Origin of the sequence: Algoriphagus sp. CAU 1675 (genome assembly GCF_029222925.1) — a bacterium.
In the GTDB taxonomy this organism is placed as follows: domain Bacteria; phylum Bacteroidota; class Bacteroidia; order Cytophagales; family Cyclobacteriaceae; genus Algoriphagus.
This window is the reverse complement of record NZ_JARHUI010000001.1, coordinates 44418-60177: the sequence shown is the minus strand read 5'-3', so window position 1 is coordinate 60177 and position 15760 is coordinate 44418. Positions and strand designations below refer to the sequence as shown.

The window sequence follows — 15760 nt, the reverse complement described above, 5'->3', positions numbered from 1 at the left end:
AGTTTTTGCGTGGTTTTTGATAAAATGACCATGCCTTAATAGATTTTTATGAAGCGAAGATTTGATAAGTACTTTCCTTGGCTTTTTACTTTAAGTGACTTATTAGCCGCCCTTCTTTCACTGGTTGCCTGTAATTTTATTCTGGGTGGTCTGGGCTTGCTTGAAGGAGCAGAACTGATGGCTTTTTTCCCGCTATTGGTTTTGTGGTTTTTGGTTGCCTTCCTGAGAAAAGATTATCGAATTGGGAGGACTGATGAATATGATCAAACCCTTCAGCATCTGGTAGGAACTGTTTTTTGGTTTTTAGGCGCTGCGACTTTACTATGGCTTCCTTTCAACACTCCGAAAATTCAGGTGTTTCCAATTTTGGCCTTAGGCCTGGGAATGTTGATTTTTATGGGGTTCTTCCGTGTTTCGGTTCAAATGCTCCTCAGGAAGTACAGAGCGGGGGGGAATAACTTTAGAAATGCGGTAATTATCGGAAAAGGTGGCACAAGCCCCAAACTTGCGGACGTATTTCGGATCAGGAAGGACTTCGGGATCAATTTTTTGGGATACTTCGATGATTTGGCAGATTGCAGTCAAACGCGAGGAGGTATCGATTCCTTCTTTTTCCAGGCTCCAGAACTTGATTTGGATCTGATTTATATTCACGAGCACCTTGAGCCATCACTGGTCCGAAAGATCATCAACTATGCTGATGAGAATTACATCAAGGTAAAAATGATCCCGGGAGGAAGCCTTCAACTGGAAAAGAATCTTTCCTTTTCCAGATATGGGGATTTCTTTGTGATCAATGTCAATGAAATTCCTTTGGACCATGTGCTGAACAGTCTGTTGAAACGGGCGTTTGACTTGGTTTTTGCCTCATTTGTTTTGGTTTTCGTACTGTCTTGGCTGATTCCTTTGGTAGGAATTCTCATCAAATTGGAATCAAAGGGTCCTGTCTTTTTTATTCAGAAAAGGAATGGAATCAATAACAAGGTTTTCAATTGTCTGAAGTTTAGGTCCATGACTCCAAATGACTATGCAGATGTAAAGCAGGCTACAAAAAACGATCCTAGAGTCACCAAAATTGGAGCGTTTCTCAGAAATACTTCCTTGGACGAAATGCCCCAGTTTATCAACGTACTGCTGGGTGATATGTCCATTGTAGGGCCTCGTCCACATACAGTTCCTATGAATCAAACCTTTAAGTCCCAGATTGAGAAGTATAATTCCCGGCACAAAATCCGCCCGGGGATTACTGGTTTGGCGCAGGTTATGGGATACCGAGGGGAAATCGAAAACCCCTATCAGATTCGATCAAGAGTACGGTTGGACTCTTTTTACATCAACAACTGGACATTTTTACTGGATATGGGAATCATGGTAAAAACCGTTTATGAATTGATTTTCAATCGGGAGAACGCCTATTGATCCATGTCCAACTGTAAATTTTGCAAAAGTACTGATCTCACGGAGTTTACTGCCACTGAGAGAATGCTTGGGCTTGGAGGGGATTTCGTCTACCAGGAATGCAGGGCTTGTGGTTCCCTTCAATTGAAAAATATCCCCGAAGATTTATCTCCTTATTATTCAGACTCAGTTTATTATTCCTTTTCCCCATTAGTAAAATCTAGCCTATTCCGTAAGGTTCTGAAAAGAATTCGGCTCAGGGCTTTTTTTTGGTTTAGGTTGGAGTTCATGGCTCCTGTTTATGGATATTGGTTAAAAAAGATCCATCCCGGTTTCCAAGCTCAAATAGCCGATGTGGGCTGTGGAAATGGGCAATTGCTCTATGAATTGCATGCTTCCGGATATAATAATCTCTTTGGATTTGATCCTTTTTTGGCAAAAAGTTTTGATCCAGAAAAGGGCCTGGTGCTGAAGAAAGGAAGTATAAAGGATAGTGATAGGACTTTTGACCTGATCATGATGCACCATTCCTTCGAACATATGGAATTTCCGGAGCAGGTTTTATCTGACTGTTTTGACAGGCTGAGGCCAGGCGGGAAACTCTTGATCCGCACACCGGTAGCCGATGCTGCTATTTGGAAGGAGAAAAGAGCACTTTGGGTTCAGCTTGATGCCCCCAGACATTTGGTAATTCCGACGATAAAAGGGTTCCGTACCTTGGCAGAGCAGCAAGGGTTTAGATTGCTCGAGGTAGAATTTGATTCGGATGAATTTCAGTTCTGGGGCACACAGCTTTATGAGTCGGGCCAAAAGCTCGATCGGCAATTAATCCCCCAATATATTGATCAAAAGTTGATGGCTCTATACAAAGAAAAAGCCCTCCTTTTTAATCGGGAGGGCCAAGGGGATCAGGTTTGCTTCTATTTGCAAAAGCCTGTTTAAAGCTTCAGAAGGGCATCGAAGAATCCCATCGTTTCACCTTTTTGCTTGAAGATGATCATAGGAAGCACATTGTTGACTTTGATCAGTTTTTCAGCAGTACTTCCCAAAAGAATTGCCGCGGATTTGGAGCGACCTCTGGAGCCCATGATAAACATGTCAATATCCATTTTGTGCGCTTCTTTGAGAAGAAGTTCACCCACATCCTCGCCGTCTTCTTTCAGGAGAAAATCACATTCCAGTTCGGAATGGTTGTGTTTGGTAACGAAATTCTTGAAATCATTTTCTGCATGGGTTTTCATGATTTCCGAGAATTCCTCATAGGTTTTACCTGTTTTGGAATAGCCTTGAGGAACCTGATAAATATGCACTGGAACCAGTTTAGCATTTAACTGATCCGCGATACGCTCTCCAAAATCATAGATCATGTGGTTGTGGGGAGAGAAATCCGTAGGAATCATAATTCGCTTGGGAAGTCCAGGGGGTCTTTTTTCCTGGAGCAACATGACTGAGCAGGGAGCCTTTCTCGCCACTCCATTTGCAAGAGCTCCGCTTCCGGATAGGGTTTCCTTTCGACCCATAACGATGAGGTCTACATCTTTTATCCTTGCCCATCTCAAGAATGTATCCAGAGGGTGGTCTCCTTCTTCAGCAAAAATCTCTACTTCTATTTTTTTGGGGAAATTATGGTGGCTAATTCTTTCCTGCATAATGGCCTCGATAGATTCATCTCCGGGAGCCAATAAATTGGGATATTGCTTTAGGATTTCATCCGGCACAGCCAGGTTTTTGGCGATATGGACGAAATAGCATTTTTCGATACCTAGAAACTCCAAAAACACAATGGTTTTTTGAATCAGGATATCATCCATTTCGGTGAGATCGAGCCCGATCATTACCTTGGAAAAAAACTTCATAGTTCTAATTTGTTTATAAGCCTTAATTTAAAGGATTGATTGGGTATTCTAAATAGTTTTTTTGTTTTTGATCCACAGGTTCGGACTCAAGGTAAATTAAAGAGATGAAAGTAATGCAGAAATATTTTCTTGCGATTCTTCCCCCTGAGGGTTTTAGGGAAAAAGTGGAGGATCTGAAGCAGGAGATCAAGGAAAAATTCGGGATCAAATATGCTTTAAAATCCCCTGCCCATATTACTGTAAAAATGCCTTTTACTTACAATGAAGCCAAGGAGTTAAAGCTTTTTGGACAATTGGAACAATTTTGTTCAGGGCAGCAGCCTTTTGAGCTTTTCATTCGGGGGACGGATAGTTTTGGAAGAAGGGTGGTTTTTCTTGATGTTGAAAAGCAGGAGCGATTGGTGGTGTTTCAAGAGCAACTGAAAGAGTATTGCAAGAGGGATCTTAAGATGGTTTCCGAATTGAGTGACCGAAATTTTCATCCCCATATGACTGTGGCCTTTAAGGATATGAAAACCAGTTATTTTGAAGATGTGATGAAACTCGTGAAAGAGAAAAAACTGAATTGCCGATTTGAAGTATCCAAACTGACTTTACTAAAGCGGGTTTTGGGTCGATGGGAGGTCTGGAAAGAGTTTGAGCTTAAAAAAATTGCCAATTGAAGGTGAAAAAGTGCCAGACTTGGAGGTTTTTTGTCAATTCGTCAAAAAATGTTAATCGAAATTTAATTTTGAATTAATCGTTTAGAAATAATAAAAATTTGATTGCATTCAAATCTTGGTTTCATGTGATTAGAATATTATTCTGTTTTTTTTAAAAAATATTCATAAATCAATTAAAAAATAATAATTTAATAATCTTATTACAAATTTAATTTTTATTGAACTTTTTCGAGAATTAGAATTTTTTAGATTAAAAATGCATTTCCCCAAAATTTTTAGATGTTAAAATTTAAAAGCTCAAACTCTTATAGTGAGAACGTAATCATATACATAGGTAAATAAAATAAAATTTTTTTAATCATTATTATTATAAAATAATATTCTAAAAATCATTAAATTTTTTAACCGTGCCAAATTTGCTCCTTTGGGCTATTTAGGTTGATCTTAGCTCATTGAAAATTAAATCATAAAAAATTTAAGCCCATGAAGAAAGTTTTATTAGGCTTCGCGTTGAGCATATTGACAGTGATGTCAGTACTTGCGCAGAGCAAAACGATCACCGGTAGGGTAACTTCGGCTGAAGAGCCAAGTGGGGTGCCGGGTGCGAGTGTTGTGGTGAAAGGAACCACGACTGGAACTGTCACTGACCTGGACGGTTCTTACTCTTTAACTGTACCTGCTGATGCCACTACTTTGGTATTCAGTTTCGTAGGTTATCTAACCAAGGAGGTTAGCATCGGTTCAAGCGCTGTTATCAATGTGGTGATGGACACAGATGTTAAAGTCCTTAATGAAATTGTTGTTGTTGGTTACGGTACTCAGGAAAGAAGAGAGATTACCGGTTCGGTAGCTTCCATCGGAAGTGAGGCCATTGAAAACTTGGTTACTCCTTCTTTTGAATCTCAATTAGCGGGTAGAGCACCAGGTGTTCAGGTGACTACTCCTAATGGTATCCTTGGTGCTAGACCAATCATCCGTATCCGTGGTGTCAACTCCATTACTTCCAGTGCTAACCCACTGATTGTAATCGACGGTGTTCCTGTAGTAGATTCTGACAGATCTGCAGTAAATGCTTCTAACCCATTGGCAAACATCAACCCTTCTGACATTGCTTCTTTCGAAGTATTGAAAGACGGTTCTGCTACTGCCATCTTCGGTTCAAGAGCTGCTAACGGTGTGATTTTGATTACTACCAAAAGAGGTGCAACCGGTAAAGCAAAAGTTTCTTACAATACTTCCATTGGTTTCAATGAAGAAGTAGAAAGATTTGAACTGTTGAACGGTGACCAGTTTGTTGAAATCGCAAACGAAAAGAGAACCAACGCCGGTCAAACTGGCCTTGCGAACCCAGGTGTGAATACCGATTGGCAGGACTTGATCTTCAGAAAAGGTTTTACTCAGCAGCACAATCTTTCCATTTCTGGAGGTTCTGAAGCTACTAAGTACTTCTTCTCTTTGGGATATACTGATCAGGAATCTCCTGTAAGACCGAATGATCTTTCCAGATATTCTTTTAGAGCGAATATCGACCACAAAATCTCAAGTGCAGTAAGAATCGGTTCTTCCATGTCTTACTCCATGACTGAGATCTTTGGTCTGAACAACGGAGCGAACTCACTTTCAGGTGCGATCTACAACGCAACCCGTTCTTTGCCTAACGTGCCTATCTATGATGCTGAAAACGTTGCCTTTGATGGTTTCAACGTAACTGCAAACGGAGCTACTACCGGTTTCGGAGCAAACCTTGCCGGTCCGGACAACAATATCCCTAACATCGGATTTGTAATCCAGAACAACCAGTACAGAAGCCGTGCCCACAGAATCTTGGGTAATGCTTATGGTGAAGTGGACATCATCAACGGTTTGACTGCCAGAACCCAAGTGGGTGTGGATTTGACCATGGCTGATGACTTCCAGTCTTTGGATCCTAGACACGGTGACGGACGTAGCTCCAATGGTTATGTATACATGGCCTACAACCCAGCTTTCCGTTGGAACTGGCAGAACACTTTGAACTACCAGACCATCATTGCTGAAGATCACAGCTTGAACGTGACTGCTGGTATGGAATATCAGTTCACCAAATTCTACAACTTCGCAGGTTGGGGTACTGATATCTCTGACAACTTCTACCGTCAGGATAACCTGATCTCAGGTTCTTACAACAACCAGTTCTCTGGTGGTGGATATTCAGAAAGAGGATTTGATTCTTACTTCGGTAGATTCAACTATAGCTACAGAGGAAAATACCTAGCTTCTTTCACTTTGAGAAATGACGGTATTTCTGACTTGGCAAAAGACAACCAGAGAGGTACCTTCTTCGGTGGATCTGTGGGATGGAGAGTTTCTGACGAAGCTTTCTTCAATTCTGATCTGATTTCTGACTTCAAATTGAGAGGTTCTTATGCTGAAGTAGGTAACACAGAGATTGGTACTTTCGCTGCTATCGGTGGTTTCTCTCCAGTATTGGGTGGTGCCGGTGCAGGTATCGGATATGCAAGAGTTGCTAACGGTGCCCTTCAGTGGGAAACTTCCAAGAAGTTGAACATCGGTATGGACATGACTATCGGAAAAGTAACCATTGCCGCTGATTACTTCACCAACGACATCGACGGTTTGATCCTTGCTGCTCCTACTGCTCCTTCTTTGGGTGTACCTGGTAACAGCATCAACCAGAACGTGGGATCCATGACAAACTCCGGTTTTGAATTGAGAGTGATGTCTAACATAATCGAGAAAGAAAACTTCTCTTGGAATACCGATTTCAACATTACTTTCTTGAAGAATGAGGTGACTAACTTGGTTCAGCCTTTGACTTCTACTTACAACAGAACTGAAGTAGGCGGTCCAATCGCTCGTCTTTATGGCTTCAAGTGGGCAGGTGTGAACTCTGCCAATGGTAACCCAATGTACTACAGAGGCGATGAAATCGTTCAGTATAACTTGGTTAGAAATGCTTTGGGATGGAGAGCTTATGATCCTTCCAACCCAGGTGATGTTTCCACTGCTGCTTCTGGTCCTACTCAGGAATACTTGGGAAATACCCTTCCAAAGTGGCAAGGTGGCTGGACTAACAGCTTCACTTTCGGAAACTTTGATGCTGAGATCTTCACTAGATTCTCTGGTGGTAACTACATCATGAATGAGTCTTTGAGAGGATTGTTGGGTCAGGGCTTCTCTAACAACCACGCTTCTATCCTGAACAGATGGACTGAAAGCGGTCAGGTAACTGATGTACCTAAACTGTACTCTGGACAGGATGCCAATATGTGGCAGACTTCTGCTTCTAACAGCAGATTCATTGAGAAAGGTGATTTCGTAAGAATCCAGAACATTGTTTTGGGTTACACTATCCCAACCACTGTTCTTAACAATGCCTTCAACGGTGCCATTACCAATGCAAGATTCTTTGCACAGGTTCAGAATCCGTTCTTGTTCTCCAGTTATTCAGGTTTGGATCCTGAAGCCAACCAATACTCTGGTCAGTTGAACTTCGGAGTTGACTGGAACGTAGCTCCAATCATCCGTACCTACACTATCGGTGTTAACGTAGGTTTCTAATCTCTAAAACCTAAAAGAAGAATTACAATGAAAAAATTCACGATAAAAAATATCAAGTTGGCGCTGGTAGGTGCAGCCTTAATTGGTTTTGCCAGTTCCTGTGATGTGACCGATTTGGCACCTGCGGACCTGATTCCTGATCAGGAAGCATTTGCTACACCGGCACGAGTTCAGTCTGCTGTTTTGGGTGTATATGAAGCTGCTCAGCGTGGTTTCTACAGCAATTCAGTTCAGCGTGGTTATCCTTTTGGTGCTGCCAATGTGGAGCAGGGTGACATGAGAGGTGAAGATATGTACAACGACCAGTTGTTCTATGAAATCACTTATGTAGGCTCTTACAACCCAAATACTGCCAATAACAACGGTATGTGGATCTCTCTATACAGAATGATCAACAGAGCCAATATTGTTATTGAAAATTTGGATATCGCATTAGCAAACGGTGTGTTGACTCAGGCACAGCGTGATGGATACAGAGGAGAAATGTTGTTCTTGAGAGCTTTGGCTCATCACGAACTTTTGATCCATTTCTCAAGACCTTACTCTGACAACCCAAGTGCCCCAGGTATTCCTTACAGAACTTTTGCCATCAATGACGTACCAAAGGTACCAGAAGGTGAAGCCGTTCCTAGAGGTACTGTAGGAGAAGATTATGCTCAAGTTTTGGCTGATTTGGACGAAGCAGAAAACCTGATGGCTACCGGTGGTGCTTTCAGAGCTTCTAAAGGAGCTGCAATCGCGTTGAAATCCAGAGTGAAACTTCACATGGAAGATTGGGCTGGAGTATTGGCTGAGTATGCTAAAATTCAGGGAAGCTATGCAGTTACTGCAAACCCTGTGACTCCTTTCAGAGGAGGAACAAGTTCTGACAACATTTTCTCTTTTGTAAACTCTGAAGCTGCAAACGCAGGTGTTAACGGTGCTTTGGCTTCTATGTACGGAAACCCTAACAACGGTGCTCGTGGTCTGGTAAAAATCAGCCCATTGATCTGGAGAGCGGATTTCTGGCATGCAGAAGATTTGAGAAGAACAGCCATGACAACTAGCAGCTCTGTAGGTGTTTACACTGACAAGTATCAGGACAACACTACCTACACTGATCCTAACGTAATCTTGAGATTTGCTGAGGTTGCGTTGAACGCTGCTGAAGCCAATGCTCAGTTGGGTAACCTGGATGCTGCAGTTACTTTGTTGAACTCAGTAAGAGATAGAGCGCTTCCTGATACTGTACCTTCCTTCACTGCTGCTGGCCTTGGTGGAAAAGATGGTATCCTGACTGCTATCTATAACGAAAGAAGAATCGAATTCTTGGCAGAAGGTAGAAGATGGGCTGATATTCACAGACTTTCAGGTGCTGGTGTAATGGATGGTGTTCCTGCAAAGGCTACTTCCAGATCTATCACCAACATCGATTTCTACAACACTGACAGAGAAATTCCTACAGATCACTCTATCGAGTATTCTGATTACAGATTTATCTGGCCAATTCCATTGACTGAAATCCAGACTAATTCTAGCGCTCCTATTGCGCAAAACCCTGGATATTAATCACTGTTGGTTTGAAAAAGGAAAGCCCGGTTCATTTGAGCCGGGCTTTTTTGATTCGAGAAACTAGTTGATGGATCAACTAAAAGGATGGCTTCCTATTTGCCCAATCCGTACTTAATCTGTTTAGAATTTCAAAGTCATACTTTCCTGCTCTTTATGAAGTAGCATACTTCGTGGACTTTTTGAATCCTTGTAGATATGGATGATGTTTTGTTGGGTATCAAAATTTTTCAAAAGAATGGAGTTCTTGACTTTAATTTCACTGGTCCAATTGATCGGGTCTGATTCTAGATAAAACCAGGCTGCATCTTCTTCAATCTCATAACCCAGTAGGTGGAGTTTGGATTCCTTTCCATCCAGCCAAATTTGGTTGTGCTTCAAAAGATAGGCCTCAATCTGTTTTTGGAGTTTTTCTGAATCCTCCGGGTTTAGAAAATCCACTGATTCTTCGTGAAACTCGCTGAGAGCCACCTCTAAATCATCCCAGAAAATCTTCTGGGCGATCTCTAGTCGTTGATTTTCAGGATTGTGACGGATTTCTGTCAGGCTGATAAAAAAGGGATGAAATAAAACCGTCCATCCCAGTGTAATCAGATAGGTATAAAAGAGCTGCATTTACTGTAGAGTTGATTGTCTTTTGTGGGAAGAAAACTTTATACTTGCCCGCAATTTACTTCTATTGAGGTATTTTAAACCCATCTATGACTACTTTCGAACTTTATTTTCATCTGGGCCTTGATCATATTCTCGACATCAAGGGGTATGATCATATCCTATTCGTGCTAGCCCTTTGTGCTGTGTACATTCTTAGAGATTGGAAAAAAATCATCATCCTAGTAACAGCCTTTACTATTGGACACTCTTTAACCTTGGCTTTGGCCACATTCAAGCTGATTCAGGTGCGTTCGGATATCATTGAGTTTTTGATTCCCGTGACCATTGCTGTTACTGCATTTATTACGATATTAAAGCCTCGTCCATCCACTGGCAGAGGGATTCAGCTCAATTACTTCTTCGCCCTGTTTTTTGGGCTGATTCACGGCTTGGGATTTTCGAATTACCTGAGACAATTGCTGGGGAAAGAGGCTTCCATCTGGGAACCTTTACTGGCTTTCAACCTTGGTCTTGAAGTGGGGCAGTTGGTCATTGTAGGGATTTTCCTCTTGGTTACTTCCATCGTGGTGGGATTGGCTGGAGTAAACCGAAAGGAATGGGCTTTAGTCATTTCTTCCATGGTATTTGGGATTGCCCTTATGCTGATGCTTGACACTAAATTCTGGTAAGATTTCCTTGAATCGACAAAAATAAAACTAAACAGCGCTGATTATATTATGAGAAAATTACTCGCTTTAACCGCTCTTGCGTTTTCGGGTTTATTACCCGTTTTGGCGCAGCAAACAGAGCAAAACCACGCGGTACGATTTGAGCAGCTGGGCACTATGCTCCGCTCTCCCAACGTGTACCGCACGGCTTCTGGAGCTCCGGGACATATGTACTGGCAGCAGCAGGCCAACTATGTGATCGATGTGGAGCTGAATGATGACAATCAGTCCATCAAAGGCAGTGAAAAGGTCACCTATATCAACAATTCACCGGATCAGTTGACTTATCTATGGGTGCAATTGGAAGAAAACCAAAGAGGACCGCTTTCGGAAGCTCCAAAAGTAGCGGAAAGCTCCATCAACTCTCGTATGACCATGAGGACTCTGGAAGGAATCCTTTGGGAAAATGAAGAGTTTGGCTACAAAGTCCTCAATGTAAAAGACAGCAATGGCAATTCGCTCCCTGTAGCTGTCAATAAGACGATGATGCGCATTGACCTGCCTCAGCCTTTGAAGTCAGGAGAAAGCTTCACTTTTGCCGTGGATTGGTCCTTCAATATCACCGATCGTATGAGCTACATTTCTGGCCGTCCGGGATATGAGTATTTTCCGGAGGATGGCAACTACCTCTATACAATGTCTGAGTGGTTCCCAAGATTGGCCGTTTACTCTGATTTCGAAGGATGGCAAAACAAGCAGTTCCTTGGACGTGGAGAGTTTGCTCTGACTTTTGGAAATTATGAAGTAAGGATTACCGTGCCTGCAGATCATATGGTAGGTGCTACCGGAGTTTTGCAAAATCCAGAGGAAGTACTTTCCTCAATTGAACTAGAAAGATGGAATAAAGCCAAGCAGACTTATGACAACCCGGTGATTATCCGTACTCAAGCTGAAGCTGAAAAGTTGGAGAAAGGAAAATCCAAAGACAAGAAAACCTGGGTGTTCAAAGCTGAAAACGTAAGGGATTTCGCCTGGACTTCTTCTAGAAAATTCATCTGGGATGCCATGGCTGTGAAGCAAGGAGGTAAGGATGTAATGGCCATGTCCTACTATGCCAAGGAAGCCAATCCATTATGGGAGCAGTATTCTACTCGAGTGGTAGCCCATACAATCAAGTCCTATTCAGCCCATACATTTGACTATCCTTATCCTACTGCTATCTCTGTAGAGGCTAGTAATGGTATGGAATACCCTATGATCTGTTTCAACTATGGCCGTCCTGACAAAGATGGCACCTATTCGGAAGCAATCAAGAACGGAATGATTTCAGTGATCATCCATGAGGTGGGGCACAATTTCTTCCCAATGATTGTCAATTCCGACGAGAGACAGTGGACTTGGATGGATGAAGGCTTGAATACCTTCATGCAGTTTATGGCAGAACAGGAGTGGGATAGAAATTATCCTTCCCGACGGGGTCCTGCCCATAAGATCGTTCCTTACATGAGAAGTGAAAAGCATTTGCTGGAACCTATCATGACCAATTCAGAAAACATTATCCAATTCGGACCAAATGCTTATGCCAAGCCTGCGACTGCCCTGAACATCCTGAGAGAAACCGTAATGGGAAGAGAGCTCTTTGATTTTGCATTTAAGGAGTATGCCAAGCGTTGGATGTTTAAGCACCCAACCCCAGAAGATCTGTTCCGAACTTTGGAAGATGCCTCAGCTGTGGACTTGGATTGGTTCTGGAGAGGTTGGTTCTACGGAACTGAGCCGGTTGACATTTCTATCGAGAATGTAGCTTGGTACAAAATGGACAACCGAACTCCGGCTCAGAAGAAGGCTGATGAGAAGGCTGAATTTGAGCGAGAGGAAACCTACGTTTCCAAGGATTTCAACAAAGTGGATGTGGAAAAGACTGTGTTGGAAACGGATCCTGCTACCCGTGATTTCTACACTACCTATAATCCGTTTACTGTGACTCCAGAGGATGAGGACACCTATAAGAAATTCATGGCAAGCCTTACTCCAAAAGAAAAGGAGTTGATGAATTCCGATCTGAATTTCTACGAAATCACCTTCAAAAATGTGGGTGGGCTAGTGATGCCTCTGATCATCGAATTCCAGTATGCGGACGGAACCTCTGAAATAGAACGAATTCCTGCTGAAATCTGGAAGCATAACGAAAGCCAGGTTACCAAAGTCTTTCCAAAGAAGAAAGAAGTGGTTCAGTTTGTATTGGATCCAAAGCGTGAAACTGCCGATATCGATGAAAGCAGTAACTATTGGCCAAGACAATATCAGCCTACTCGCTTTGAATTGTATAAAGGCCGTGGAGGCGTAAGAGGGGCATCCATGGGAGATAATCCTATGAAGAAAGCTCAGAGTAAAAAATAAGCGAAAAGCCGGCATTGTCCGGCTTTTTTCTTTTAAGTGATTAAAAACACGGATGGAAATCTGATTTTGTCTTTAACTTGAGTTTCCAAACAATTAACAAACCTAAAACCTACACCATGAAAGCAAAAACATTTCTATCGGCCTTTCTCTTGGCCTTTTCTTTCTTAATGACCAGTCACCTATTTGCCCAAAAGGCGAATCGGGACATCTACGAACTCAGAATTTACCATATTGAAACAGCGGCTCAGGAGGCTGTACTGGATGAATACCTGGAGAATGCCTATCTGCCCGCCATGCACAGAAACGGCATCAAAAAAGTCGGGGTATTCAAGCCTTTGGCTTCCCAGCCGGATGCGGGACAAAAAGTCTATGTTTTTATTCCTCATAAATCCCTAAATGAGTTTTTGTCCCTGGAAGGTAAACTACTTAAGGACCAAACCTATCTGAAGGACGGGGATGCCTATATCAATGCGGCTCATGACAACCCTCCCTATAAAAGAATAGAGACAGCCTTATTACAGGCATTTAAGGCATGGCCTGCCTTTACTGAACCTAAGTTGACCGGACCCAAAAAAGACAGGGTCTATGAGTTGAGAAGCTATGAAGGAGCCACTGAGCGTCTCTACAGACAAAAGGTAAAGATGTTCAATGAGGGAGAAACGGATATTTTCACCAAGCTGGATTTTAACCCAGTGTTTTATGCTGAAACATTGGCGGGTGCAACTATGCCGAATTTGGTTTATATGACCACCTTCTCAGACATGGAGTCAAGAGATGCGCATTGGAAAGCCTTTGGTGCCGATCCGGACTGGAAACGAATGAGCGGCATGGAGGAATACAAAAACACCGTTTCCCGAAACGATACCCGATTCTTATATCCTACCGATTATTCAGACTTTTGATCTTCAACTAGTCTTAAAACAAAAGAGCCGGAATCTTCCGGCTTTTTTTATTGTAAAGGGTCCAAACTTTACGCTTGCACTTCTTTTATTATTCTTTCAAATATTCCTTTTCCTGTTTCAATCAATTCATCCGGGAAGTCATAAGTCCCTTCATGGAGTTGGGGGCAACTATCACCCGCTCCTAAGCCAAATAAAAAGGAAGGGCAAATCTGGGAAAATAGGCCAAAGTCCTCTGACCATCGAAAGGGTTCGGGCTTTTCAAAAAGGGAGAGCCCAAGGTCTAGAGCAGTTTTTTCCACTATGTTATATAGATCGGAGTCATTGACCGAGACGGCAAATTGCTCCACAAAGTCAAAGTTTATTTTCAAACCAGTTCTGGAAGCCGTTTCCATGGCTAAACTTTTTACATTTTCGATCAATTGATCCAAATCCTGCTGATCAAATGCCCTCAGTGTCATGCTTAAGTTGGCTTTTCCCGGACTGGTGCCAAAAGCCAAGTTTCCCAATTCGGCATGGATCAAGGTAATCAGGCAGAAGCCCTCCATTTCTTTAGGTAGTTCGGGTAATTTTCGGATTAGTTCTGCCAAAGCCTGTGCTGGATTCAGCCCAGCTTCCGGATGTGCAGAGTGGGAAGTTTTTCCTGTGAGTCTAATGGTCATCCCTGTACTTCCCGCAGCAAAAGTTTCTTTTCGCATCACAACCTGATGCAAGGGATAGCCGGGAAGGTTGTGTAGGGCAAAGGCAAAATCCGGTTTGATTTGCTCAAAGCGAGGATCATTCAAAATTGCTCTTGCTCCATCTCCGGTTTCCTCAGCAGGTTGAAATAGCAAAACAATCTCTCCTTTTTCAGGACGGTTTTGTGCCTGGATTTCTCCCAAGCCACAAAGGATTGCCATATGCCCATCATGTCCGCAAAGATGGGCTTTCCCTTCAATTTGACTTTTATAAGCAGGATTTCCGGTTTCCTGAATCGGCAGGGCATCCAGTTCGCAGCGGAACATCAGCCGTTTTCCTGGTCTTTTCCCCTTGAAAACAAAAGCGAGTCCTGTTCCTCCAAGTTTTTGTAAAGTTTGGTCTGGCTTTAAGGGAGTAAAGAAATCCAAGATCCTTTCTGCGGTCCCATTTTCTTCCCCGGCTACTTCCGGATGGGCATGTAGCATTCTTCTAAGCTGAATCAAGGATCCGGGGTTGGACATATTTTTAAGTGCCTCGCGTTCAATTGGAATCATTTTTGAGTCAATTTTTTCTATAAAGGATAGGAACTTAATGTTTCAATCTTGCTATTTTCAACCAATCACTTCAACCCGTAAAACAACACTTTTATGAGCGAAATCCAACTCCAAGAAATCAATGAGCAAATTGCCTCATTGGAATCACAATTGACCGGCGACATGTTTGCAGATATGGAAATCCGCGATCAGATTCACAACCTGAAGATGAAGCGAGATGGTGTAAAGCCCATGGATTCCAGTATCGATTGCATCGGTTGCGGTAGCTAAAACCTAAGTTTTGGCACGTTATTTTATCATTTATAAGCCCTACGGGGTATTGAGCCAATTTAGCGGAGAGGGGCAGACACTTGCCTCTCTTTTTCATTTTCCCAAGGAAGTCTACCCTGTTGGGCGCTTGGACAAGGATAGCGAAGGCCTGCTTCTCATAACCGATGATAAATGGCTCAACCATCATTTACTGAATCCCCGCTTTGGGCACCAGCGCAGCTATCTTGCCCAAGTGGAAGGAGTTCCTGATAAGGAGTCCCTTCGTCAGCTGGAAAAAGGAGTGGACATTAATGTGGATGGGAAAATGTACCATACCAAGCCAGCCATCGCCAAAATCCCTGAGCAAATTCCCCAATTGCCCGATCGGGATCCACCGATACGTTACCGCAAGAACGTACCTGACACCTGGATTTCTTTGACTTTAATAGAGGGGAAAAACCGTCAGGTCCGAAAAATGACTGCTGCTATTGGATTTCCCACCTTACGCCTTGTGCGTTGGTCTATGGAGAAGATTAGCATTGAAGGCTTTGCTGTTGGGGAAGTTAGGGAAATGAGCAAAGAGGAAATCTATAGAGCCTTGGGAATGACCGGATTTCTTAAGAGCAAAAAGTAAGTTTGTCTGGATCAGAATTTTTACCGCAGAGCCGCCAAGTTCGCAGAGAAGTTCGCGAA

The 15760-nt window shown here is 42.7% G+C and carries 13 protein-coding genes; 10 read left to right on the top strand and 3 right to left on the bottom strand.

Annotated features, from left to right (window positions below; genetic code table 11):
• Positions 1-48: 48 nt before the first annotated feature.
• Both P2G54_RS00260 and P2G54_RS00255 read left to right on the top strand, forming a co-directional pair.
• Positions 49-1419, top strand: a complete 1371-nt coding sequence (locus P2G54_RS00260; protein WP_275867064.1) for an exopolysaccharide biosynthesis polyprenyl glycosylphosphotransferase — start codon at positions 49-51, stop codon at positions 1417-1419.
• 3 nt (positions 1420-1422) lie between these two features.
• Positions 1423-2340 carry a class I SAM-dependent methyltransferase gene (locus tag P2G54_RS00255; RefSeq protein WP_275867061.1) on the top strand — a complete coding sequence of 306 codons (918 nt, stop codon included), beginning with the start codon at positions 1423-1425 and terminating at the stop codon, positions 2338-2340.
• Here P2G54_RS00255 and P2G54_RS00250 read toward each other — a convergent pair.
• Entirely contained in the window at positions 2337-3254 is a 918-nt protein-coding gene (locus P2G54_RS00250; RefSeq protein ID WP_275867059.1) for a universal stress protein, read from the bottom strand. The two genes, P2G54_RS00255 and P2G54_RS00250, sit on opposite strands and share 4 nt — an antisense overlap.
• Before the next feature lie 113 nt (positions 3255-3367).
• On the opposite strand from P2G54_RS00250, the gene P2G54_RS00245 reads away from it, so the two are divergent.
• The 3 genes from P2G54_RS00245 to P2G54_RS00235 all read left to right on the top strand — a co-directional run bounded on the left by P2G54_RS00245 (position 3368) and on the right by P2G54_RS00235 (position 9025).
• The gene (locus tag P2G54_RS00245; RefSeq protein WP_275867056.1) at positions 3368-3916 is read left to right on the top strand and encodes a 2'-5' RNA ligase family protein; all 549 of its coding nucleotides are present in this window, start codon (positions 3368-3370) and stop codon (positions 3914-3916) included.
• 483 nt (positions 3917-4399) lie between these two features.
• On the top strand, positions 4400-7477 hold the full coding sequence (locus P2G54_RS00240) for a TonB-dependent receptor (RefSeq protein WP_275867054.1): 3078 nt from the start codon (positions 4400-4402) through the stop codon (positions 7475-7477).
• 27 nt (positions 7478-7504) lie between these two features.
• On the top strand, positions 7505-9025 hold the full coding sequence (locus tag P2G54_RS00235) for a RagB/SusD family nutrient uptake outer membrane protein (RefSeq protein WP_275867052.1): 1521 nt from the start codon (positions 7505-7507) through the stop codon (positions 9023-9025).
• A 123-nt stretch (positions 9026-9148) separates the two neighbouring features.
• Here P2G54_RS00235 and P2G54_RS00230 read toward each other — a convergent pair whose 3' ends face one another.
• Complete coding sequence (locus P2G54_RS00230; RefSeq protein ID WP_275867049.1) at positions 9149-9640, bottom strand: DUF6702 family protein; 492 nt, start codon at positions 9638-9640, stop codon at positions 9149-9151.
• Between the two features lie 86 nt (positions 9641-9726).
• Here P2G54_RS00230 and P2G54_RS00225 point away from each other — a divergent pair, with 86 nt between their 5' ends.
• From P2G54_RS00225 to P2G54_RS00215, 3 genes are all read left to right on the top strand, one after another.
• Positions 9727-10308, top strand: coding sequence for a HupE/UreJ family protein (locus tag P2G54_RS00225; RefSeq protein WP_275867047.1), 582 nt, complete (start codon positions 9727-9729; stop codon positions 10306-10308).
• Between the two features lie 48 nt (positions 10309-10356).
• Positions 10357-12687 carry a M1 family metallopeptidase gene (locus P2G54_RS00220; protein WP_275867044.1) on the top strand — a complete coding sequence of 777 codons (2331 nt, stop codon included), beginning with the start codon at positions 10357-10359 and terminating at the stop codon, positions 12685-12687.
• Between the two features lie 116 nt (positions 12688-12803).
• Entirely contained in the window at positions 12804-13589 is a 786-nt protein-coding gene (locus P2G54_RS00215; RefSeq protein WP_275867042.1) for an NIPSNAP family protein, read from the top strand.
• A 68-nt stretch (positions 13590-13657) separates the two neighbouring features.
• Here the strand turns inward: P2G54_RS00215 and P2G54_RS00210 are convergent, their stop codons facing one another.
• Positions 13658-14818, bottom strand: coding sequence for an amidohydrolase (locus P2G54_RS00210; protein ID WP_275867039.1), 1161 nt, complete (start codon positions 14816-14818; stop codon positions 13658-13660).
• Between the two features lie 93 nt (positions 14819-14911).
• Here P2G54_RS00210 and P2G54_RS00205 point away from each other — a divergent pair, with 93 nt between their 5' ends.
• Positions 14912-15088, top strand: coding sequence for a hypothetical protein (locus tag P2G54_RS00205; RefSeq protein WP_275867037.1), 177 nt, complete (start codon positions 14912-14914; stop codon positions 15086-15088).
• A 10-nt stretch (positions 15089-15098) separates the two neighbouring features.
• Positions 15099-15701, top strand: a complete 603-nt coding sequence (locus P2G54_RS00200) for a pseudouridine synthase (protein WP_275867034.1) — start codon at positions 15099-15101, stop codon at positions 15699-15701.
• Positions 15702-15760: the final 59 nt, after the last annotated feature.